The organism is Kribbella sp. VKM Ac-2566 (assembly GCF_004366005.1).
GTDB classification, from domain to species: Bacteria; Actinomycetota; Actinomycetes; order Propionibacteriales; family Kribbellaceae; genus Kribbella; species Kribbella pratensis.
The window spans coordinates 128,933-150,214 of sequence record NZ_SODT01000016.1 but is presented as its reverse complement, the minus strand read 5'-3'; the positions used below and the strand labels follow the sequence as shown (position 1 = coordinate 150,214).

Annotated in this window: 26 protein-coding genes; 11 read left to right on the top strand and 15 right to left on the bottom strand. The window is 68.5% G+C overall.

Going from position 1 to position 21,282, the window contains the following annotated elements:
* Positions 1 to 133 precede the first annotated feature (133 nt).
* Positions 134 to 271 (bottom strand): hypothetical protein, encoded by a 138-nt coding sequence (locus EV647_RS42395; RefSeq protein ID WP_166680553.1) that lies wholly within the window; start codon positions 269 to 271, stop codon positions 134 to 136.
* 41 nt (positions 272 to 312) lie between these two features.
* On the opposite strand from EV647_RS42395, the gene EV647_RS40495 reads away from it, so the two are divergent.
* Together EV647_RS40495 and EV647_RS40490 are read left to right on the top strand one after the other, a co-directional pair.
* Positions 313 to 753 carry a hypothetical protein gene (locus EV647_RS40495; protein ID WP_134012810.1) on the top strand — a complete coding sequence of 147 codons (441 nt, stop codon included), beginning with the start codon at positions 313 to 315 and terminating at the stop codon, positions 751 to 753.
* Positions 754 to 866: 113 nt separating this feature from the next.
* Positions 867 to 2,645, top strand: coding sequence for a glycerophosphodiester phosphodiesterase family protein (locus EV647_RS40490; RefSeq protein ID WP_134012808.1), 1,779 nt, complete (start codon positions 867 to 869; stop codon positions 2,643 to 2,645).
* Here the strand turns inward: EV647_RS40490 and EV647_RS40485 are convergent.
* On the bottom strand, positions 2,599 to 3,699 hold the full coding sequence (locus EV647_RS40485) for a glutamate--cysteine ligase (protein ID WP_134012806.1): 1,101 nt from the start codon (positions 3,697 to 3,699) through the stop codon (positions 2,599 to 2,601). The two genes, EV647_RS40490 and EV647_RS40485, sit on opposite strands and share 47 nt — an antisense overlap.
* Positions 3,700 to 3,741: 42 nt before the next feature.
* Here EV647_RS40485 and EV647_RS40480 point away from each other — a divergent pair, with 42 nt between their 5' ends.
* Together EV647_RS40480 and EV647_RS40475 are read left to right on the top strand one after the other, a co-directional pair.
* Positions 3,742 to 4,479, top strand: a complete 738-nt coding sequence (locus EV647_RS40480; protein WP_134012804.1) for a HipA family kinase — start codon at positions 3,742 to 3,744, stop codon at positions 4,477 to 4,479.
* Positions 4,476 to 4,850: a DUF3037 domain-containing protein gene (locus EV647_RS40475; RefSeq protein WP_133788543.1), complete on the top strand. Its 375-nt coding sequence runs from the start codon at positions 4,476 to 4,478 to the stop codon at positions 4,848 to 4,850. The genes EV647_RS40480 and EV647_RS40475 overlap by 4 nt, the downstream gene beginning before the upstream one ends.
* Here EV647_RS40475 and pgm read toward each other — a convergent pair.
* Genes pgm through EV647_RS40445 form a run of 6 tightly spaced genes read right to left on the bottom strand, consistent with a single transcriptional unit; the run spans position 4,847 to position 10,748 of the window.
* Positions 4,847 to 6,469, bottom strand: coding sequence for a phosphoglucomutase (alpha-D-glucose-1,6-bisphosphate-dependent) (gene pgm / locus EV647_RS40470; RefSeq protein WP_134012802.1), 1,623 nt, complete (start codon positions 6,467 to 6,469; stop codon positions 4,847 to 4,849). The two genes, EV647_RS40475 and pgm, sit on opposite strands and share 4 nt — an antisense overlap.
* A 23-nt stretch (positions 6,470 to 6,492) precedes the next feature.
* Positions 6,493 to 7,962 (bottom strand): fused MFS/spermidine synthase, encoded by a 1,470-nt coding sequence (locus EV647_RS40465; RefSeq protein WP_134013267.1) that lies wholly within the window; start codon positions 7,960 to 7,962, stop codon positions 6,493 to 6,495.
* Positions 7,963 to 7,989: 27 nt separating this feature from the next.
* Positions 7,990 to 8,346, bottom strand: a complete 357-nt coding sequence (locus EV647_RS40460; protein ID WP_134012800.1) for an MmcQ/YjbR family DNA-binding protein — start codon at positions 8,344 to 8,346, stop codon at positions 7,990 to 7,992.
* A 17-nt stretch (positions 8,347 to 8,363) separates the two neighbouring features.
* Entirely contained in the window at positions 8,364 to 9,029 is a 666-nt protein-coding gene (locus EV647_RS40455; protein WP_134012798.1) for a response regulator transcription factor, read from the bottom strand.
* Positions 9,004 to 10,173: a sensor histidine kinase gene (locus EV647_RS40450; RefSeq protein ID WP_134012796.1), complete on the bottom strand. Its 1,170-nt coding sequence runs from the start codon at positions 10,171 to 10,173 to the stop codon at positions 9,004 to 9,006. The genes EV647_RS40455 and EV647_RS40450 overlap by 26 nt, the downstream gene beginning before the upstream one ends.
* 26 nt (positions 10,174 to 10,199) lie before the next feature.
* A complete protein-coding gene (locus EV647_RS40445) occupies positions 10,200 to 10,748 on the bottom strand; it encodes a hypothetical protein (protein ID WP_134012794.1) in 549 nt (182 codons plus the stop codon).
* Between the two features lie 233 nt (positions 10,749 to 10,981).
* On the opposite strand from EV647_RS40445, the gene EV647_RS40440 reads away from it, so the two are divergent.
* Both EV647_RS40440 and EV647_RS40435 read left to right on the top strand, forming a co-directional pair.
* Entirely contained in the window at positions 10,982 to 11,515 is a 534-nt protein-coding gene (locus EV647_RS40440) for a hypothetical protein (protein ID WP_238175783.1), read from the top strand.
* A 110-nt stretch (positions 11,516 to 11,625) separates the two neighbouring features.
* Complete coding sequence (locus EV647_RS40435; RefSeq protein ID WP_134012790.1) at positions 11,626 to 12,114, top strand: hypothetical protein; 489 nt, start codon at positions 11,626 to 11,628, stop codon at positions 12,112 to 12,114.
* Between the two features lie 77 nt (positions 12,115 to 12,191).
* Here the strand turns inward: EV647_RS40435 and EV647_RS40430 are convergent, their stop codons facing one another.
* Positions 12,192 to 12,743 carry a YceI family protein gene (locus EV647_RS40430; protein WP_134012788.1) on the bottom strand — a complete coding sequence of 184 codons (552 nt, stop codon included), beginning with the start codon at positions 12,741 to 12,743 and terminating at the stop codon, positions 12,192 to 12,194.
* A gap of 223 nt (positions 12,744 to 12,966) precedes the next feature.
* Here EV647_RS40430 and EV647_RS40425 point away from each other — a divergent pair, with 223 nt between their 5' ends.
* The 3 genes from EV647_RS40425 (at position 12,967) to EV647_RS40415 (ending at position 14,483) form a co-directional block, all read left to right on the top strand.
* Positions 12,967 to 13,455, top strand: coding sequence for an FBP domain-containing protein (locus tag EV647_RS40425; protein ID WP_133788534.1), 489 nt, complete (start codon positions 12,967 to 12,969; stop codon positions 13,453 to 13,455).
* Between the two features lie 58 nt (positions 13,456 to 13,513).
* A complete protein-coding gene (locus tag EV647_RS40420) occupies positions 13,514 to 13,768 on the top strand; it encodes a hypothetical protein (protein ID WP_134012786.1) in 255 nt (84 codons plus the stop codon).
* A gap of 190 nt (positions 13,769 to 13,958) precedes the next feature.
* The gene (locus EV647_RS40415; RefSeq protein ID WP_134012784.1) at positions 13,959 to 14,483 is read left to right on the top strand and encodes an orotate phosphoribosyltransferase; all 525 of its coding nucleotides are present in this window, start codon (positions 13,959 to 13,961) and stop codon (positions 14,481 to 14,483) included.
* Between the two features lie 118 nt (positions 14,484 to 14,601).
* Here EV647_RS40415 and EV647_RS40410 read toward each other — a convergent pair whose 3' ends face one another.
* Positions 14,602 to 15,831, bottom strand: coding sequence for an exonuclease domain-containing protein (locus EV647_RS40410; RefSeq protein ID WP_134012781.1), 1,230 nt, complete (start codon positions 15,829 to 15,831; stop codon positions 14,602 to 14,604).
* Between the two features lie 69 nt (positions 15,832 to 15,900).
* Positions 15,901 to 16,536, bottom strand: a complete 636-nt coding sequence (locus tag EV647_RS40405; RefSeq protein WP_134012779.1) for a hypothetical protein — start codon at positions 16,534 to 16,536, stop codon at positions 15,901 to 15,903.
* Between the two features lie 18 nt (positions 16,537 to 16,554).
* Between EV647_RS40405 and EV647_RS42390 the strand changes: the two genes are divergently transcribed.
* Complete coding sequence (locus EV647_RS42390) at positions 16,555 to 16,710, top strand: hypothetical protein (RefSeq protein WP_165546543.1); 156 nt, start codon at positions 16,555 to 16,557, stop codon at positions 16,708 to 16,710.
* A 162-nt stretch (positions 16,711 to 16,872) separates the two neighbouring features.
* On the opposite strand, the gene EV647_RS40400 is transcribed toward EV647_RS42390, so the two are convergent.
* Positions 16,873 to 17,538, bottom strand: a complete 666-nt coding sequence (locus tag EV647_RS40400; RefSeq protein WP_238177637.1) for a response regulator transcription factor — start codon at positions 17,536 to 17,538, stop codon at positions 16,873 to 16,875.
* Positions 17,539 to 17,543: 5 nt separating this feature from the next.
* Positions 17,544 to 18,761 (bottom strand): sensor histidine kinase, encoded by a 1,218-nt coding sequence (locus tag EV647_RS40395; RefSeq protein ID WP_134012775.1) that lies wholly within the window; start codon positions 18,759 to 18,761, stop codon positions 17,544 to 17,546.
* Between the two features lie 130 nt (positions 18,762 to 18,891).
* Here EV647_RS40395 and EV647_RS40390 point away from each other — a divergent pair, with 130 nt between their 5' ends.
* Positions 18,892 to 19,758, top strand: coding sequence for a CPBP family intramembrane glutamic endopeptidase (locus tag EV647_RS40390; protein ID WP_166680552.1), 867 nt, complete (start codon positions 18,892 to 18,894; stop codon positions 19,756 to 19,758).
* Here EV647_RS40390 and EV647_RS40385 read toward each other — a convergent pair.
* On the bottom strand, positions 19,755 to 20,246 hold the full coding sequence (locus EV647_RS40385) for a metallophosphoesterase (RefSeq protein WP_134012771.1): 492 nt from the start codon (positions 20,244 to 20,246) through the stop codon (positions 19,755 to 19,757). The two genes, EV647_RS40390 and EV647_RS40385, sit on opposite strands and share 4 nt — an antisense overlap.
* 11 nt (positions 20,247 to 20,257) lie before the next feature.
* A complete protein-coding gene (locus EV647_RS40380; protein ID WP_134012769.1) occupies positions 20,258 to 21,247 on the bottom strand; it encodes an NAD-dependent epimerase/dehydratase family protein in 990 nt (329 codons plus the stop codon).
* Positions 21,248 to 21,282 lie beyond the last annotated feature (35 nt).

Sequence of the window (21,282 nt, the reverse complement as noted above, 5' to 3'; positions counted from 1 at the left end):
GACGATCCCGAACCTGTGCACTGCTAGCGTCGCCGGCTGTGAAGCGAATCGCCGCCCTGTCACTCATCGTGATCCTGGCCGGATGTTCGACCGTCGAGTCCAAGGACATCCGGACCAGCGGGATCACCGCCAACTACGTCGTCTCGCTGCCCGAAACGGCCGATGCGGCCAGCGTGAGCGCGTCGTACCGGGTCGGCACGCTCACCTTCGTGGAGCTCGGCGAGGGTGAGTCGGTCACGGCGTCCGGCGGCGGCAAGGACGTCACGCTCAAGCATCACCGCTCCGCCGGGGTCACCGACTACGGCGGCCGGCGTGGTCGACGCGGGGACCGAGATCACGTTCAACCTCACCCGCGGGAAGGACGACGACTCCGCACCGCGGTCGACGGTGAAGCTGCCCGAACGCGTGCGGCTCACCGCTCCTCTGGCCGGTACGACGTACTCGCGTCGCGCCACGATCCCGGTCCGCTTCGACAGCCGGCCCTCCGAGCAGCTGTCCATCCTCACCTGGGCCGGAGAATGCATCCAGACCGGCAGCCTGGAACTGGAGCCCGGCCGTACGTCGGCCGGCATCCCCGCCGGCTCGATCCGTCCCTCCACGGAAACGCCGACACCCGGCGTCAAGCCGGCCACAACGTGCCCGGTCGACGTCACACTGACCCGCCGTACCGAGGGCACGCTGGACGAAGCTTTCAAGGGCGGCCACATCACCGCGGAGTCCCAGTCCGTACGGCGGATCACCTCCGCACCGTAGCCGTCTGGTAACCGGTGGTCCGCTTGGTGGCTACCTTTGCGAGGACGTGGGTATGCCTGTGCACGACAGCCTCGGGCTGTGTCCGCCCATAACCCCTCCGGAAGGACCCCCTCATGCGCCGCCTTCCCCGCGCACTGCTCCCGTGCGCGCTGATCGCCGGACTACTGCTTCCGGCCGCTCCGGCCGCCGCTACGCGCGGTGACTTCGACATCCAGGCCCACCGCGGTGGTCTCGGCCTGACCGTGGAGAGCACGATCGCGTCGTTCTCGCACGGTCTCGAGCTCGGCGTCAGCACGCTGGAGCTCGACGTGCAGATCACCCAGGACGGGTACGCCGTGGTGACCCACGACCGCAAGGTCACGGGCAGCAAGTGCCGCGACACCGCGCCGTACATCCCGGGCGACCCGGAGTACCCGTACGTCGGCAAGTTCATCAACACGCTGTCGCTGAACCAGGTGAAGCAGCTCGACTGCGGCTCGCAGACGCTGCCGAACTTCCCCGGCCAGCAACCCGACCCGGGTGCCCGGATGCCCGAGCTGCGGGACGTCTTCGCGCTCGTGCACCGTTTCCACGCGTACGGCGTGAAGCTGAACGTCGAGACCAAGGTCGAGGCGGGCGCGCCGTCGGAGACCGCGCCGCGCGAGCAGTTCGTCCAGGTGGTCGCCCAGGAGATCCGTAAGGCGGACATCGCCCGGCAGGTGACGATCCAGAGCTTCGACTGGGGTTCGCTGATGCGGATGCGCCAGGTGATGCCGCAGCTGCCGCTGGTCGCGCTGACGAACTACGACTTCCTGCAGGTCGGCCAGCCGGGCAAGTCGCCGTGGCTGGGCGGTATCGACATCGACGACTTCGGCGGTGACCTGGTCAAGGCGACCAAGTCGTTCGGCGCGTCCGCGATCTCGCCGGTGCACGGTTTCCCGCAGGACGGGAGGGTCACCGACCCGACGTACCAGCCGTATGTCACCGCCGAGATGGTGAAGTCGGCGCACGCGGCAGGGATGAAGGTCATCCCGTGGACCGTGGACGACCCGGCGACGATGCAGTCGCTGATCGACAAGGGCGTCGACGGGATCATCAGCGACTACCCGGACCGGGTGCGGGACGTCGCCCGGGCCAATCACTTCAAGCTCCCGAAGTCGTACGACGCTCCAGCGGTCCGGGCGCTCCCGTCGGCGCACGCGCACAACGACTACGACCACCGGCGGCCGCTGCAGGACGCGCTGGACCGTGGGTTCAACAGCGTCGAGGCGGACGTGTGGCTGATCGACGGTGAACTCCGCGTCGCGCACGATCTGGAGGACGCGAAGCCCGGCCGCACCCTGGAGAGCCTGTACCTGAAGCCGCTGGCGGACCGGGTCCGCGAGAACCACGGTCAGGTGTACAAGCGCGGTGGCGGGTTCCAGTTGCTGATCGACATCAAGAGCGACGGACCGTCGACGTACGCCGCGGTCGACAAGGCGCTGGCGAAGTACCGCGGGATCAGCACGATCTTCGTCGACGGACGGGTGTTCACGGGCGCTGTCACTTCGGTCATCAGCGGCAACCGCCCGCTGGACGACATGTTGGCGCAGAAGATCCGGTACGCCGGGTACGACGGACGCCTCGCCGACCTGCAGTCCGGGATGCCGGCGTCCTTGATGCCGCTCGTCAGCGACAACTGGACGAACGTGTTCACCTGGCAGGGCGTCGGGCCGATGCCCGAGAACGAGAAGACCAAGCTGCACGACATCGTGGTCACGGCCCACCACGCCGGCTACAAGGTCCGCTTCTGGGCCACCCCCGACGTACCGGGCGCCGCTCGTGAGGCCCTGTGGCGCGAGCTCGTCGCCGCCGGCGTCGACTACATCAACACCGACGACCTGCACGGCCTCGAGGACTTCCTTCGAGGCTAGGCGGTCTGACCTCCGTGAGGGCGACCAGGTCGTCGCCCTTACGGAACGCCTTCCGCTGTTTGATCGCACCGTTGCCCTCACGCAGCGACCGTTCGACGCCGTCGCGCACCAGCTCGACCGCGTCGAGCATCTGCAACGCAGGCTCGACGTGCAGCAGCAGCTTCTCGATCACCTGGGCCATCGGCATCGCCTCCGCGCTCAGGACGTCGAGGCCCTGCGCAGTGAGGCCGCCCCGAGCAGCCAGCCAGTACGCGGCCCGCAGGACCTCCGGCTCGAGCGTCGGGCCTCTCGTGCCGTCCTCCAGCGCAGTCAGAACGATCGCGCGGACCAGGGTCGCGATCAGCACCGTCTCGTCCACCGTGAGCGGGATGTCGCTGACGCGGACCTCCACCGTCGGCAGGTGCGACGACGGCCGGATGTCCCAGTAGACCATCTTCTCGTCGATCAACGTGCCGGCCGCCATGTGCATGGCGACCAGGGCGTCGTAGTGCTCGGCCGACTCCAGGTACGGCGGCGGACCGGCGCTCGGCCACCGCGTCGTCATCAGCCATCGCCAGCTGGCGAATCCGGTGTCCTGACCGAGGTAGATCGGTGAGTTGGCACTGAGAGCGAGCAGAACCGGCAGCCACGGCCGCAGGTGGTTGCTGACCTTGGTGGCAGCCTCCTTGTCCGGCACGCCTACGTGGACGTGGCAACCGCAGACGCCTTGCTCTCGCGCCAGCAGCCCCCACTCGCGGACCAGCGCCTGGTACCGCGGCTTCCTCGTGATCAACTGCGCGGCCCGTCCGTGCGGCGGGACTGCGATCGCCAGCAGCCGAGCGCCTTCCTCTGCGGCCGCGGAGGCCAGATGGGAGCGCATCCGGAGCAGGTGGCCGCGGAGCTCGTCAGCCGCCGTACAGACCGGCGTGTTGATCTCAACCATCGCCCTGGTCAGCTCGAGCGCGACATCCAGCTCGCCCACGTCCGCGACGACAGCCTTGCTCCGCGGCAGCGGGTCACCGGTGGCGGACACGAGGAGTAGTTCTTCCTCGACGCCGAAGGAGGGAAGCTTCACCCTGGACAGGTACCCGTTCGCTAACGGGTTAGGCTCTCCGGCGTGAGTTTGCCTGTTGTCACCGCCACGCGGTACGTGCTGCCCTTGCGTGAAGGAGGGTCGTTGCCCGGCGTTGTCGAGGGCAACGACCTCGGCACGTACGTGATCAAGTTCCACGGCGCCGGGCAGGGCCCGAAGGCGCTGGTCGCCGAGGTGATCGTCGGTGAGCTGTTCCGCCGGCTCGGCCTGCGGGTGCCGGAGCTGAAGCTGATCGAGCTCGATCCGGCGATCGGCAAGTCCGAACCGGACTTCGAGATCCAGGAGCTGCTGATCCGCAGCGCCGGGCTGAACCTCGCCGTCGACTTCCTCCCGGGCTCCTTCGGGTACGACGGATCAGCCGGCAACCCGGGTGACGAAGCGATGGCCCGGATCCTCTGGCTGGACGCGTTCGTCGCCAACGTGGACCGGTCGTGGCGCAACACGAACATGCTGGTCTGGCACAAGAACCTGTGGCTGATCGACCATGGCGCCGCGCTGTACTTCCACCACTCGTGGATGTCGGCGGAGAAGTTCGCATCGCTGCCGTACGACGCCTCCGACCATGTGTTCTCGGTTGCGGTCCCTGGCGTCGCGAAGGTGGACGCTGAGCTGGCCGCGGCGATCACGCCGGAACTGTTGACCGAGGTGATCGGGCTGGTGCCGGACGAGTGGCTCGGTGAAGGCGACCGGGAGCGGTACCTGGGTCACCTGCTGGCGCGGTTGGAGAACCGGGCCGCGTGGATTCCGGGAGGTGCGCAGTGAAGCCTTTCGACTACGTGATCCTGCGGGCCGCTCCGCGCATCCAGCGGGGTGAGTTCATCAACGTGGGCGCTGTCCTGTACTGCCGAGCTCTGGACTACCTGGGTGCCGGCTGGGATGTGAATCCGGAGCGGCTCAAAGCACTGGACCCCGCAGTGGACGTCGACGTTGTGTGTGCGTCGCTGGATCAGATTCGAGCGATCTGTGCGGGTGACGCTGCGGGTGGACCGGCAGCGGGCACCACGATCAGCGAACGCTTCCGGTGGCTCGCTGCGCCGCGCAGTACCGTCGTACATCCCGGACCGATCCACAGCGGGATCACTGAGGATCCCGCTGCGGACCTGGAACGGCTGCTCGACTCCTTCGTGCGTTAAGCGAGTGCTGCCGACACGACGTCGCGGGCCTGTTCGAAGACCTGCTGCAGGTGCTCGGCGCCCTTGAACGACTCGCCGTAGATCTTGTAGAGGTCCTCGGTGCCCGACGGGCGAGCGGCAAACCATGCCGACTCGGTAGTGACCTTCAGCCCGCCGATCGCCGCATCGTTGCCAGGAGCGTGCGTGAGCCGGTCAACGATCGGCTCACCGGCTAGCTCGGTCGCGGTGACCGCATCCGCCGACAGCGCGGCCAGCTTGGCCTTCTGGTCGCGCGTGGCCGGTGCATCGACCCGCGAGTACGCCGACGCACCGAACCGCTCCACCAACTTGGCGTGGGCCAGTGACGGCGTCTCGCCGGTCACCGCGGTGATCTCGCTCGCCAGCAACGCCAGCAGGATCCCGTCCTTGTCCGTCGTCCACACCGTGCCGTCGAAACGCAGGAAGCTCGCACCGGCCGACTCCTCTCCCCCGAAGCCGACCGAGCCGTCCACCAGACCAGGTACGAACCACTTGAAGCCGACCGGCACCTCCCACAGCCGCCGGCCCAGGTCCCCCACCACGCGGTCGATCAGGGACGACGAGACCAGCGTCTTGCCGACAGCGACGTCCGGGCCCCACTGGCGGTTGCTGAACAGGTACGAGATCGCGACGGCCAGGTAGTGGTTCGGGTTCATCAGTCCGGCGTCCGGCGTGACGATGCCGTGCCGGTCCGCGTCCGCGTCGTTCCCGGTCGCCACGTCGTACTTGTCCCGCTGCGCGACCAGCGAGGCCATGGCGTACGGCGAGGAGCAGTCCATCCGGATCTTGCCGTCGTGGTCCAGCGTCATGAACGACCAGGCCGGGTCGACCCGCGGGTTCACCACGGTCAGGTCGAGGTCGTGCCGTTCGGCGATCGCGGCCCAGTAGTCCACGCTCGCACCGCCGAGCGGGTCGGCGCCGATCTTCACGCCGGCGTCGCGGATCGCGGCCAGGTTCAGCACCGACGGCAGGTCGTCGACGTAGTGCCCGACGAAGTCGTAGTTCCCTGCCTCCTCACGCGCCTGCTCGAACGACTTGCGGCGTACCTCCCGGTTGTCGCCCGCGATCAGCTGGTTGGCGCGGTCCGCGATCCACTTGGTCGCGTCGGAGTCGGCGGGGCCGCCGTGCGGCGGGTTGTACTTGATTCCGCCGTCGCGCGGCGGGTTGTGCGACGGCGTGATGACGATGCCGTCCGCGTCGGCACCCGCGCCGCGATTGAGGCGCAGGATCGCATGCGACACCGCAGGCGTCGGTGTGAGCCGGTCGGCGCTGTCCACGAGCGTCTGTACGTCGTTACCCGCCAGCACCTCGAGTACGGTGCGCCAGGCCGGCTCGGACAGGCCATGGCTGTCCCGGCCGACGAGCAGCGGACCCGTCGTACCCTGACCGGCCCGGTACTCGCAGACGGCCTGCGTGATCGCGAGGATGTGCGCCTCGTTGAAGGCGCTGTCGAGGCTCGAGCCGCGATGTCCCGACGTACCGAAGACCACCTTCTGGGCCGGGTCGTCCACGTCCGGGGTGAGGTCTCCGTACGCCGCCAGCATGGCGTCGACGTCGACGAGGTCCTCGGGCTGTGCGGGCTGGCCTGCGCGTGGATGCATGACCACATGCAATCACAAGACGGTCAGCCGCTGTACGGCGTGAGCAACTGGTCGACGGGCGCATAGTCGTCGGTCAGCACCGGCGCGTTGCCGACGAAGCTGTCCGGCCGGTCGAGGACGCCCATCGAAGGCTCGAGCTGGCCCATGATCGCCGGTACGTCGATCGGCTTGTCGGACGCCGCCACCACGAAGTTCCCGCCGCTGTGGCTGGACAGTTCGTCCTTGCGCGCGATCACCGCGACGTACGGGAAGACCGCCTGCGCCGTCTTGATCTCGGCCTTCGCGAACTTGGCGGCGCCGTAGTCGATGACGTTGATCAGGTAGAGCCCGTCTGGTCGCAGTACTCGTCGTACGTCCGCCACTAGCTCGCGGGTGGTGAGGTGCCAGGGCACGGAGAGCCCACTGAAGGCGTCCATCAGTACCAGGTCCCGGCTGTCCGTCTCCTCGTCACGTACGCCGAGCCGGCCGTCCTGCACCGTAACCGTCAGGTCCGGACCGGTCTGGACGCCGAGCTCCCGCTTGTCGAGCTCCACCACGGCCTTGTCGATCTCGTACACCTGGTGCTTGCTGCCGGGCCGTGTCGCCGTCACGTACCGCGTCATGGTCAGACCGCCACCGCCGACGTGCAGCGCGTTCAGCGGCCGTCCCTCGGCCCAGGTGCCGTTGATGGCGGCCGCGAAGCTCTTGATGTACTCGAACTCCAGGTACGTCGGGTCCTTGAGGTCGACGTACGAGTGCCGCGCTTGGTCGAGGTACAGGGTCCGCCCACTCTCCCGGTTCGGGTCCGCGACCACCCGAGCGCAGTGGTACGCCGTCTCGACCTCACACGGCCGCGGCGCGACAAGGGTCAGCGTGGCGCCGACGACCGCGAGAGCGACCGGCTTCACCGCTGCCTGCACACCACGCAGCAGGAAGGTCAGCGCGGCTCCGACGACCACCAGTGCGGCGCCCAGGGTCAGAACGATCGTGCTGATCGGAACCGTCGCCACGAACACGAACCCGGTCAGCACAGTGCCGACGATGCCGCCGACCGTGGCGTACGCGGACAGCCGGCCAACGACGGTTCCGGTCTGAGCCAGTGTGGCCAGCCGTAGCTTCGTCACCATCGGTGTGACGGCCGCCAGGAGCGACGCGGGCGCGAACAGCGTGACAGCAAGTACCAGGAACACCAGCTCGCTCGCGCCACCCCGGAGCGCTTCACCCGTCCAGCGGACCACCGGGAGGATCAGCATCACCAGCGCCCCGCTGAGCAGGAACAGTGGGCCGAGTGTCCGGTGCGGCGGCACCACGTCCGCGAAACGGCCACCCAGTGCCGCACCGGTCGCGATCGCGGCCAGCGCGACTCCGATGACCGCGGTGTTCGTCTCCAGCGTCAGGCCGATGTACGGCGCCACCAGCCGGAGCGAGACGAGCTCCAGGACCATGACGGCGGCCGAACTCCCGAACGCCAGCGCAATGGCCAGCTTCTGCCCAACCGGCCCACCCTCACCCATGTACACCCGCGTAACCCTATAGAACGCTCAGACCTCGTCGAGGCGGGCGATGAGGGTCTTCGGAGCGATCTGGCGGTACGCCGTCTCGACGAGATCCTCGAAGTGGGCCCAGTCCACGTCGACGTCCAGGTACACGCCGAGCCAGCCGCGGTGGCCGACGTACGGCGGCCTGTAGAAGTGCTCCGGATCGTCCGCGACCAGCGACTCCTGCACACCAGGTGGCGCCGCCATCCACACACCGAGGCGGTCGTCGTGGTGGTGGTCGGCGTACATCACGAAGGTCTTCTTGTCCCGGACGAACCAGGTCGGCTCACCATGACTCGGCCGCTCGGTCACCTCGGGCAGTGCGAGGCACAAGCTGCGTACGTGTTCCAGAACATCCATCTACTCAGTGTCCCTGCTCAGTGCCTCGGGCCAGGGATCACCACACCCGCCTCGTACGCGTAAACGACCGCCTGTGCGCGATCACGCAGGTCCAGCTTGGTCAGGATGTTGCTGACATGCGTCTTGACGGTCTGCTCGGCCAGCACCAGTTCGTCGGCGATCTGCCGGTTGGACAGTCCACGGGCGACCAGTCGCAGTACGTCGGTCTCTCGCGGCGTCAACCGGGCCGGTGCGGTCAGTACGACGGGTTGCGCGCGAGCGAAGTCCTCTACCAGTCGCCGGGTGACGGACGGCGCCAGGAGCGCGTCACCGGCCGCGACGACTCGCACTGCTGCAGCCAGCTCGTCCGGGGTGGAGTGCTTCAACAGGAAGCCACTGGCACCGGCGCGGAGCGCTGCGTACACGTAGTCGTCCAGGTCGAACGTCGTCAGCATCACGACCCGCGGCGGCTCGCCAGGTGTCGAGTCGGCGAGGATGCGCTGGGTCGCGGCGAGCCCGTCGAGCACCGGCATCCGGACGTCCATCAAGATCACGTCCGGCGTCAGCTCGGCGGCCAACTCGACCGCGCGGGCGCCGTCGCCGGCCTGTCCGACGACCTCGATGTCGGGTTGCGCATCGAGCAGCGCACTGAACCCGGCCCGCACCATCTCCTGGTCGTCAACCACCAAGACCGTGATCGCCACTGCCCACCTCCTCTACCACCGGAATGAACGCCCGCACCAGATAACCGCCTTCAGGGGTCGGCCCGGTGCTCAGAGTCCCGTCGACGAGGGCCACCCGCTCCCGCATCCCAGTCAGACCATGCCCGCTCCCCGGCGCCGGTACGACGGGCCGCGGCGGCTTCTCGTTCTGCACGATCACTTCCAGCTCGCCCGCAGTACGCCGTACTGCCACCTCCACGGCCGCGTGCAAGGCGTGCCGTACGGCGTTGCTGAGCCCCTCCTGCACGACGCGGTACGCCGTCAGCTCGACAGCAGGGTCGAGCCCGGTCGGCACGTCACCCACCAGCCGCACATCTGCTCCAGCCCGCCGCGTGCTCTCGACGAGTTCAGCCACCTGGCCCAGACCAGGCTGCGGTCCCATCTGCGGTTGCTCGACCGGCTCGCGCAGCAAACGCAGTACGCGACGCATCTCGGTCAGCGAAGCCCGTGCTTCGTCAGCAATGCCCGTGAACTCCTCACGAACGGCGTCCGGTACGTCGGGCAGCCGGTGGGGCGCACTGTCCGCGCGGACCACCACGACGGACAGGTGGTGAGCCACGACGTCGTGCAGCTCGCGGGCGATCCTGGCCCGCTCCTGCAACCGCTCGCGTTCTGCACGCTCGGCCTTGCTGATCGTCTCCTGCTCGGCAAGTCGACGGTTCGTGTCGGCCCGCGAACGGAGGAGGTCGCCGACCACTCCCGCTACGCCCGACAGCACCGCCATGGTGATCAGACCGGGCCAGCTGCCGCGGTCCGGTGCCAGCCCGAGCGCAATGACACCCAGGGCCTGCGTCGCCACCCACCAGCCGACCAGTTCCCGTCGGCCGAGTCCACGCGCACCGGCGATCGCAATGACGAGCGAATGCCCGAACGCTGACGTCGTACCCCACGGCCACGGTTCACTCGAGCTGACTGGACTCGTCAGCGCAGCCATGACAGCAGTGGTGACGAGCGAGACCACCACTGCGGCCCGCGGCCGCAACCACGACAGGCTCAGCGACAGCGCCCGTGCAATCGCCAGGCTCAGCACAGCCGCGATCGGTACGTCGTAGTGCTGTGCGAGATCCATGAGAGTCAGCACCAGCAGCGCGGCGACGGCCAGCCCGGCGCCCCACGGCCGCCTCATCGGTATCTGCACGGGTTGGACCTTACTCACAGCTGCTGCAGCCAGGACCAGAAGAACGCCAGGCTACCCGCCGCCAGCACGATAGTTGCCGGAAGCACCCACTTGTTCGTCCCCTGCACCAGGAGCGTGTGCACTGCCGCAATGCCGCGCAGCGCGAACAGGAACACGACAATGCACGGTACGGCGATCAGACCGTGCGCGGCCCACGCTCCAGCTCGCGTCGGTCCGCCCCACGTCCCTGGCTGAACCGGACCATGCTCGACGAGCCCCCAGAACGGGCCGCGAACCAGAGCCAACACCATGAGCAGCATCACGAACCAGTTGGTCAGTCCGAGCACCGCACTGAGTAGCCCGTACCCGAAGGTCCGCGCGTTGCTCATCGACTGCGCACCACGTGCACCGAGACGGCGCCATCGCCTCGCTGCGGTTTCCTCCTCGCCCAGCATCGCGTCCGCCATTGCCTGTACGCCGGCTGGCACCAGCAGCGCGTCGTACAGCAATGTGCTGCCCAGGCGTCGCAGGGTGTGGGGGCGGCCGGCGCTGGGTGCCGTGGGGCGGGTGAGTACGTCCGTCATCGTCATCTCCTCGGTCTCAAGTCCTGAGATCGAGGCTAGGAATTCGCGGCCGCCGGCACCTCCAGCCACGGAGCCGATCCGGAACCAGTACCCGGGTAGGGGTCTCCTGTGATTCAGGTCACAGTGACCACGATGCGTGTCGCGGCGTTACACGGTCAGTGCCGAGCGGTGTGCTACGCCGCCGACGGCGCGAGCGGTGAGAGTCCAACAGGAGGTACTCGCACACCATGCGCATGCGGAACCTGGTTATGACCGCCATGCTGACCCCGGTTTTGCTGCTCCCCGGCTGCGGCAACGAGGCCGACAGCAATGTCGCCGCGGCGGTTCCGGCGGCGCACAAGGCGGCCCGGACCACGACCACCGACGATGCGGCCGGCTCCGACGACCCCGTGCTGAACGCGTACTACACGTACCGCGTCGCACTTGACGTGATGATGCGCAGCGGGGGCGGCAAGACCAAGCAACTGGAGCCGACGATGACGCCGGCGATGTTCCAGGCGATCAGCGCGCAGGCGAAGTACTTCCGGACCCACAAACTGCGCAACACCGGCAGCACCAAGGTGCTGTGGGCGAAGCGCACGTTGGCGGCGAACGGCGTCATCGTCAGCGCCTGCTACGACACCTCCGCGGCGCGCACCGTCAACGTCCGCGGTCGCGGCGTACTGCCGAACACCACCCCGACCCGCTGGCTCGACCAGATGCGCGTCCTCAACCAGCAGTCCCGCTGGATCGTCGACGGCGGCACCACCACCCCCAACGCCTGCTGAACACCTCCCATTTATGGCAGTGGGATCACGATTGCGCGGCCCCCGGATTCCTCCGCCCAGGCGCGGGCAGACTCACTGACAAGTGCCGGAACAGGTCGAGGGGTCCACCGATGATCGACACGAGTATTGGGCGTTGGCTGCCGTTCCTCGGCCGCCGCCGTACGCCGGAATCGCTGCGGCCACGCGGCACGAGTTCCCGGGTCAGCCGGCTCGCGGCGCAGTACGACGTCGAGGTCGACGCCGCCCTGCAACGCCTGTGGCCGAAGGCGCGGATCTACCACGACCGCGAGTTCACCCGGGACCGCGCCGACTTCCTGCTGGTCGTCCGCGGCCGCGGCGTGATGATCGAGACCAAGGTCAAGAGCGACCCGGGGCTGTTCCGCGGCTCGACCCTTCCGCCGCTGCTCGACCGGCTGCAGCGTGACGGCCGGCGGCTCGTCGTCCTCGTGAACCAGGGCGACCCCACGCCGGCCCGCGACCTGATCAGCACCAAGCTCGGCGACAAGGGCCGGATCGTGGTCTGGTCCGGTCCGCACCACGACACCGAACTCCGCCAGGCCGTCGAGTCACTCCTCCAGCAAACCACCCGCCACGCCTGACCAGCGGGACCCGGAACAGGCAATGGGGACCCTGCACAGGCAACTGCCAGTGCACGGTCCCCATCAGGTGTTCCTAGTCAGGCGTTCTTGATCGCCGAGACCTCGAGCTCCAGCGTGACCTTCTCGCTGACCAGTACGCCGCCGCCCTCGAGCGCCGCATTCCAGCTGACGCCGAAGTCCTTGCGGTTGATCACGACCGAGCCCTCCAGGCCGAGCCGCTGGTTGCCGAACGGGTCGGTCGCCGTCCCGGTGTACTCGAACGTGACGTCGACCGACCTGGTGACGCCGCGGATCGTCAGGTCGCCGGTCACCACGAACTCGGCGTCGCCGGCCGGCTTCACGGCGGTCGACACGAAGGTGATCTCCGGGTTCTCGTCCATCGCGAGGAAGTCGTTGCTGCGCAGGTGCTCGTCGCGCTGGCTGTTGCGGGTGTTGATGCTCTTCGCCTGGATCGTCACCTTCCCCGACGAGTTCGCCGGGTTCTCGCCGTCGATGTGGAACGAGCCCTCGAACTCGTCGAACGCGCCCCGAACCTTGGTCACCATCGCATGCCGGGCACTGAAGCCGATCCGGGTGTGGGAGGCGTCGAGGGTGTAGTCACCGCTGAGCGCGGCGTACTCGCTGGACATCGCGGATTCCTCCAGAAAGGTAGTTGAAGTTTAGATAGTACAGAGTTCACCCTTAACGCTCAGAAGTCCACCCCACACCCGGCGTGTCCGAGTCGTGGACCCGATCGAACCGGGAAATGGACACGACCCCAGAGCCGACTGTTGCCTGAGGCAACGGAGTTAACCGGTTGCGCCGGCCCGGGCCGGGCTTGTCTCATAGGTGCTCGAAGATCGGAGGACCGTCGTGGAACCGCTCAGCGCCGAGGACATCAGGCGCTCGTTCGTCAATTCGTCCAAGAGCCAGGTCAAGGCGATGGCGCTGCCGCCGAGGTTCACCGAACTGCCCTGGGAGTCGCTGGACTTCCTCGGCTGGCGTGACGGCAAGGCGCCGAACCGCGGCTACCTCGTCGTACGGCGGGACACCGGCGTCACCGGGATCGCGGTCAGCACCCAGACGTCGGGCGCCGCGCGCCGGTTCGCCGGGCTGTGCGACCTGTGCAACACCGCGCATCACGTCAGCGACGTCGCGCTGTTCGTGGCCCGGCGAGCGGGTTCGGCCGGCCGGGAGGGGAACACGGTCGGGATGTACATCTGCGCCGACCTGGCCTGCTCGCTGTACATCCGCGGCCTGAAGGACCTCGACCTGCCGCAGGGCGAAACGGCCGGCCCGGACGTCCGGGCGAAACGCCTCGCGACTCGCCTGGAGAGTTTCGTCCAGCGCGTCCTCGCCTGACGTCCGGAGCACTACCCTTGTGGTGCACAACGGCCCGCGGAGTACCAGGGAGAGCGCGATGACCGAGTTCCGGATCACTCACGAGATCCACCAGACACACCCGGACATTCGCGAGCGGCTCACCGCGACCACGATCGAGGCGATCAACGAGTCCAGCGCCCGTTCCGCCGAGGACGCGGCCCGGGTGCTGCGCCACAAGCTCGGCGAGATCGGCGTGGAGATGAGCGACGACGCCTGCCTGTCGGCGATCGAACGCATCCGCTCCGGCAAACAGCTCCGCTTCGAAATCGAACCCGTCCCCGACGAGGACTGATCCACAACCCTCCACCCGAAGGGGTATCCACGCAACTGGAGGGTTGCCCACTGAAAATCCGAGGGGGCAACCCTCCGGGTCGGTGAACAACCCTTCAGGTCGGTGAGCAACCCTTCAGGTCGGTGGGCAACCCTTCGGGTCGGGGGGCAACCCTGCGTCGGGCGGCGGGGTGGCAGGTAGGGTGCGGGGCGTGGAGCTTGCTGAGTTGGGGCGTCGGATATATGCGACCGCACATCTGACCGGGGAGTTCCTGCTCCGGTCCGGGCAGACGACGACGGAGTACTTCGACAAGTACCGGTTCGAGGCCGATCCGGTGCTGCTGGACGAGGTGACCGCCGCGATGGTCCCGCTGATCCCCGACGGCACGGAGGTACTGGCCGGGCTGGAGATGGGCGGTATCCCGGTCGTCACCGCGCTCGGGCGGCACACCGGCCTGCCCTGCGCGTTCGTCCGCAAGCAGGCGAAGTCCTACGGCACCTGCCGGCTGGCCGAGGGCGCCGAGACCAAAGGCCGCCGGGTCACGATCGTCGAGGACGTCGTCACCACCGGCGGCCAGATCGTCCTGTCGGCGAACGAACTCCGCGCCCTGGGCGCCACGATCACCGACGCCCTCTGCGTCATCAACCGCAACCCCACCACACCAAACCAACTCACCGAAGCCGGCCTGACCCTCCACGCCCTACTGACCCCGGAACACCTCACACCAACCCCCTGACCCCGCCGCCAGGGGCACGATCGCCCGCACACCTGACCCCGCCGACAACAGGGCAGACCGCCCGCGCACCTGACCCCGGCGACGCCAGGGGCACGCCGCCCGCACGCCTTTGCCGGACTCAGCCGGCCTTGCGTTGGTCTTCCGGCAGGAACCGGCGGAAGTCGTCGGCGGAGATGATCGGGATGTTGAACTCGCGGGCCGCGCGGGCCTTGACCGACAGGCTGTCCACGTCGGCGGCAACCAGGAACGTGGTGTCGGGGCGGACCGCCTCCTGAGGCACGAACCCGGCCGCCACCGCCCGGTCCCACCACACCTCGCGAGGCTCGACCATGTCCCCGGTGAACACCAGCGTGCTCCCCGGCGGATACCCGCGCGCACCAGGACGATCAGGTACGACGTACCGCCCGGCGCTCACGCGGAGCAGCGCCTCGTCGACGTCGGACACCCGCTGCCCGAGCATCACCGCGACCCGGTCGAGATCGCTGCGCTGGTCGGGTGAGATCTCGCCGGTCCCCCACGACGCGGTCGCCAGCGCGGAGACGTACCACCGATGGAGGTGATCGACCTGCGGGCGAGTCATCCCCAGCTCGGTCGCCACCTGCACCAGTTGATCCGCGTCCGCCGGCGTGATCTCACGCTTGCCGAGGATCGTGTCGAGCAGGACGAGATACGAGTCGGCCTGCGGCGGCTCCGGGACACGCGGCAACTGGTCGACAAGTCGGCTCATCCAGCCGTGCCTTCCCCCGGCATGCACCGGTCGGACGGTCGGCGCGACGTCCGTGCCCGGCAGGTCCGGCCAGGGCAACCGACGTACCTCTTCGTAGGCCCACTGCCAGGGTGGCGGTGCCGCGAAAGCCCCGAGATACTGCGCGAACAGCTCCGCCGTCGCACGGGTGTCCGCGAGTGCCGAATGCCAGCCCTCGATCGAGATCCCGGCCGCCGCGCAACAGGCGCCGAGCGTCCGTTTGGCGCCTGGATGCAGATACCCGGCCAGCGCCATCGTGCACATCGACCGCTCGGTGATCAGCGGAACGGTGACCCCGAGGCGCGCGAACTCGGCGCGCAGAAATCCGAGATCGAACTCGACGTTGTGCCCGACAACCATCCGTCCGGCCAGCAACTCCCCCAACTGCCGCGCGATGTCGCGGAACTCCGGCGCCGCCAGCACGTCGGCGGTGAGGATCCCGTGGATGTGCTGCGGGCCCAAGTCGCGTTGGGGATTCAGCAACGTCACCCACTCGCGCTCGACCCGCCCGCGCGCGTCCAGCAGCACGACGGCGATCTCGATGATCCGATGCCGATGGGTCGGCAGCAGACCGGTCGTCTCGGTGTCGATGACCGCGTACATCCAGGCCTCCTCCGGCTCGCTGACCGACTGTGACAACCCAATCAGACGCCGCCGACAATTTCGGTCCCGTCAGGTATCGGACGGAATCTCGACCTCGATCTCCGCGCCCAGCCGCGCTCCCTGCGCCAGCTGGAGTTCGTCGCCGCTCCAGAACCGCCCCGGGTCGTACCAGTTGAGCTTCCGCCCGCTCAGCAACCCCATCTCCTCGTACGTCACCGCGACCACCTCGGCGCAGTACGCCGACTCCAGCTCGAGCTCGCGCGATCCGCGACGTATCGCCGGCACCCGCCCGCGCACCCATCGCGACGCGAGCCGGGCAGTCGACGGGAACGGCGTACCGTCCAGGCGCGCGACCGTCCGCAGTACCGCGTCCTCCATCTGCCGCGTGACGGGATGATCGAGCTGCCGTAGCCAGGCTTGCTGACCGTACTTGCGTGCCCACACCAGCACCGCGTCACGCAGATTGTGCAACTGCGCACCGCGCTGGTGCTGGCCGGTCCACATGTCCGGGAGCGAGCGACCCAGCTCCGCATGCCACATCAGCGGCGGGAGGTCCTCGACGACGATCGCCATACCGACGTGGTTGACGGGGCTGTTGGTGGTCAGCTGAATGGCGCGATCCGCCGCGCTGCCACCGCGGAACAGCCAAATGTCACCTGTTCGTGTCAGTTCCGTAGCGTCATCCAGTGAAATCCGGCTGTTCACGTCGCTAGGTTAGTCGGCATGAAGGTATGGAAGGTGGTAGGGCTTGCGGGACTCGTCGGCGTCGCCGCGACGGGCGTCGTGATCGCCCGGGGCGAGCGGAAGCGCCGTGCGTACACGCCGGAAGAGGTCCGCGATCGCCTCAAGACCCGGGTCAAGGAAGCAGCGAACGCCTGACCCCGGCCGACAATCGGCCGGGCAGTCGCGGCGCGCCGTAACTCGGTGGTACGGCGTCGCCCACGTCTGCCCGGCCACACTCGTTGCAATACGCAACTTAAAGGTTGTGCAGGGCAACCTGTTCGGTCTGCTCGGCGGGACCGCAGGATGTGACCGCGACACCTACCGCCTCATCAGGCCTGCCTCGTACGCCGCGATCGTCAACTGCACGCGGTCCCGGGCATCCAGCTTCGCCAGCAGGTTTCCGACGTGGGTCTTGGTCGTCGACAGGCTGATGTGATGGCCGGCGGAGATCTCGGCGTTGGTCAGGCCTCGCGCCACGGCGAGGAGAAGCTCGGTTTCCCGCGGAGTGAGCGCGGCGATCAGCTGATCGCTCCGGGCGTCGGCGGGGGCGTGTTGCGCGAAATGGTCGATGAGACGCCGGGTGATCTTGGGCGAGAGCAGGGCGTCACCTCCGGCGATGACCTTGATGGCAGCCAGCAGGTCCCGGGCGAGGACGTCCTTGAGCAGAAAGCCGCTGGCTCCCGCACGCAGCGCGTCATGGACATATTGGTCGGTGTCGAAGGTGGTCAGGATCAGCACCCGAACCCCTGCGGTGGCGCGGTCCTGGGTCAGGACGCGCGTCGCGGCCACGCCGTCGAGCCTCGGCATCCGGATGTCCATCAGCACCACGTCTGGGTGAGTTGCCCGGACGAGGTCGACTGCGGCGACACCGTTGTCAGCCTCACCGACCACCTCGATCTCGGCGTCGGACGCCAGCAATGCGACGAATCCGCTCCTGACCAGAGCCTGGTCCTCCGCGACCGCCACTCGGATCGGACGGGACACAGTCATCACTGGACCGGCGCTGCGAAGGCGGCCTCGTAAGGAAGGGTCGCGGTGACTTCGAACCCGCCGTGCGGCCCGGGTCCCGCGTCGAGCCGGCCACCGAGGAGCGCGGCCCGCTCCCGCATCCCGATCAGCCCGTGGCCGGCCTGCGGTGTCTCCGCGCCGCGGCCGTCGTCGGAGATGACGACTCGTACGACCTCGTCGTCGTACCACAGGCCTACAGAGGCGGCGCTCGGGCCGGCGTGCTTCAAAGTGTTGGTCAGAGCCTCTTGGATGATCCGGTAGGCACACAGGTCTGCGGCGGCTGACAGGGGCCGCGCAGTTCCGCTCGTCGAAGTACTGACCGGAAGGCCCGCCGAGCGGTAGGTGTCCACCAACGGCTCAAGGTCGGTGAGCCCGCGCGTGGGCTCGTAGGCGGTCTCGGCCGCAGAGCCCTGTCCCGTGTCGTCGCGCAGCAGAGTCAGCATCTGGCGCAGCTCCTGCATCGATTCCCGGCTCACGTCGCCGATCGTGAGCAGAGCCCGACGCGCTGCGGGAGGATCATTGGTCGCGAGGTGTTCCCCCACGGTCGCCTGGACCGAGATCACGCTGATCGAGTGGGCGAGCACGTCATGCAGCTCACGGGCGATCCGCACACGCTCCTTCATCGTCGTGAGCATGTCGCGGTCCCTCTCGGCCGCGGCCAGTCGTCGCTCGGCGGCGGTCCTGTCCTCAGCCGCCGAGACCAGTGCCAGCAGTGCCGACCGCCGCCCTCGGGCCGCCCGGCCCAGCGCCCATGCCGCCGTAAAGACGACCACGGACTGCACCAGGACCCACAGGCCGAGGTCGGTCGGCCGTGTCATGGCCGAGAGCGCCAGGAACACCGCTGTCATCACCAGGCCGAGTACGGCGGCTCGTCGCGCTCGATAGCTGCCCAGCATGTACAGCAGGCCGGTCACCACGAATGGCAGCACCTCGCCGGTTTGGTAGTCACGCCATGCCAGAGCGGTGACGCATCCGCCGGCGATCGCCAGGGCCACCAGGGGTTGGCGACGAGCCCACACGATGGTCGCCGCGCCCGCTGCGGTCAGCGCGTACGCGACCAGGTCCGCGGTGCGAAATCCGGGCGCTTCCTCAGCCATCGAGAGGAGTCGAAGGCTCAGCGCGACCACGGCCGCGGCCACCGCGACCTCCCACAATCCCGGGCGCCACAGTCGCAGTACTGCCGGAACGTCGGGGGCCATGGTCTCAACCTAGCCCTGTCTGCGTCGTCGCGTATCGGTCTGCAGGAGGACGTCGGCCTCGGTCCCGAGGTGGCGGACTGTGCACCTGAGCACGATGTGGGGACGGCCGAGCGAAGACGACAGTGAAGCCATGACTCCAACCAGCGCAAACACACCGACGCCGAGCCGATCCCGAGCATCCGGCCGAGCTCCGACCGGGTCGACCGCCCTTCGGGAAGCTGCCACCTTCCTGGGACTGGTCACGTTCATGGTGCTGACGATCGCCCTCGCCCTGCCGCACGCCCACATTGCTCCAGTGATCACGATGCCGACCCCACTGGTCGCGGTAGCCCTGATCACGTTCCTGCGGACTCCTCGCGGCCGCCGCAAGGAGCTGTGGGCCGGCCTGGGGGTACGGCGCCTTGGGCTGCGCAGCTGGCCCGTCGCCATCGTCGTGCCAGTGATCCTGATCCTCGTCATTCCCTTCGGCGTGGCCGACCTGCTGGGCAGCGCCGCCTGGAGCTCCTCCCTGGACGTCTGGCTCAGTCGTTCGCTCCCCCTGCTCATCACGCTCGTCAGCCTGACGATCATGGGCTTCACCGAAGAGATCGGATGGCGTGGCTACTTGCTGCCCCGGGTCCAGACCATGGTCTCGAAGCGCCGAGCCGCGCTCGTGGTCGGATTCATCCACGGCCTGTTCCACATGCCGTTGATACTGCTGACGACCACCTACGACAGCGTGGGCAGCCGCTGGATCGTCGCGCCTTCCGTGATGGTCCTGGTGACCGCGGCGGGTGTCTTCTACGCCTGGCTCAAGGACCGCTCCGGCAGCGTCTGGCCGGTCGCGGTCGCGCATGGCGCCGTGAACACGCTCCTCGAAGGCGGCGGTCTCGTCGTCATCGTCTCGCCGGTCGCGCTGGCCTACACCGCCGGAGAGAGTGGCATCGCCACCGCGGTGAGTGTGATCGCCCTCGCCGCGGTCCTGCTGATCCGAGGTCGCACCTGGGGGCGCAACTAAAGGTTGTGCAGGGCAACCTGTTTGAGGCGGCCGGCGGTGATCGTCGCGGTCTGGTAGGTGCAGTACGGCTGCCGCCGCCGGTCAGTCGGCGACCCAGGGTTCAGCAGCCGGAGCCCACCCGGACCGGTCGTGTCCCACGGGATGTGACTGTGCCCGAACACCAGCAGATCCACCCCCGGGTACGCCGTCGCGCAGCGTTCTTCACGCCCCTTGGCCGGACCGGTCTCGTGCACCACGGCGACCGACAACCCGTCGAGCGTCACCCGCGCGACCTCGGGCAGTCGCGCCCGCAGCTCGGGTCCGTCGTTGTTGCCCCAGCACCCGACCAGCCGGGCCGCGCGTGACTCCAACTCGTCCAACAGGTCGACGCTCACCCAGTCGCCCGCATGGATCACCACGTCGGCGTCGTCGACTGCGTCCCAAACCGGTGCGGGCAACTTCTTCGCCCGCACCGGCAGATGAGTGTCCGAAATCAGCACCAGGCGCATGAGCCCACTCTCTACGGGTTCAGTGCCGCCAGCAACTCTCTCTCCTTGGCTGGGCTGAGGCCTGCCTTGCGCTCGCGGTCCAGGCCGAGCTCGCGCTCCCACGCGAGGGTGTCCTCGACGAACTCCCGGCGGGACCGGTGGGTGAGGCCGGCCGCGACAGCCGCCGCGCCGCTGCGGGACGACCAGCCCTCGTAGCCCGGCTCGGTCAGCCACATCGCCAACGAGTCCGGCCCCATGTACTGCTCGACCTTCTGCTCCTCCAGCCACTCCCGCGGCGCGAGCACCACCGGCCCGGTGTGACCGCCGACCTCGCGCGTCAACTCGATCCACTCGCCGAACGGCACCACCGGCCCGAACGTGTCGAACGTCCCCGTCCGCCCCTCGGTCGCGTTGTCCAGCAGCCATCCGGCAAGGTCTCGTACGTCGATCACCGCCGTCGCCAGCTCAGGCGTGTCAGGCACCAGCATCGGCTCCTCGGGTGCCCGCGCCGCCCGCGCGACCCACGCACCCGCGCGATCACTGCGGTCCCCCGGCCCGCCGATCAGCCCGGCGCGCGCGATCACCAGCCGATCACCGACCACCTCGCGGGAGGCGAGCTCACACGCGACCTTGGCCTCGCCGTACAGCTCCCGATCGGCCACGTCGTCCGCGGTCGGCTCCCGCAGCGCCGCAGTCTCGTCCGCACCGGGCGTGTCGTACTTCTCGTACGCATTGCACGAGGACACGTACGTCCAGTGCTTGGCGCGGGCGCCGAACGCGGCCAGCGCGCCCTTCACGAAGCCTGGCTGCCACGAGACCTCGAACACAGCGTCCCAGTCCTGCACAGGCACCGCGTCGTACGCGTCCGGGCTGCTGCGATCGGCCGCGACCAGCGTGGCGCCGTCGGCGACCGTGCCGCTCTCGCCACGGGCCACACAGGTCACCGAGTGCCCGCGCGAGATCGCCTGCGTCGCGATCTCGCGACCGAGCCACGCCGTACCACCGAGGATCAGAATCTCCATGCGGGCAAGCCAATCAGGCCCGGCCGGCAATTCCC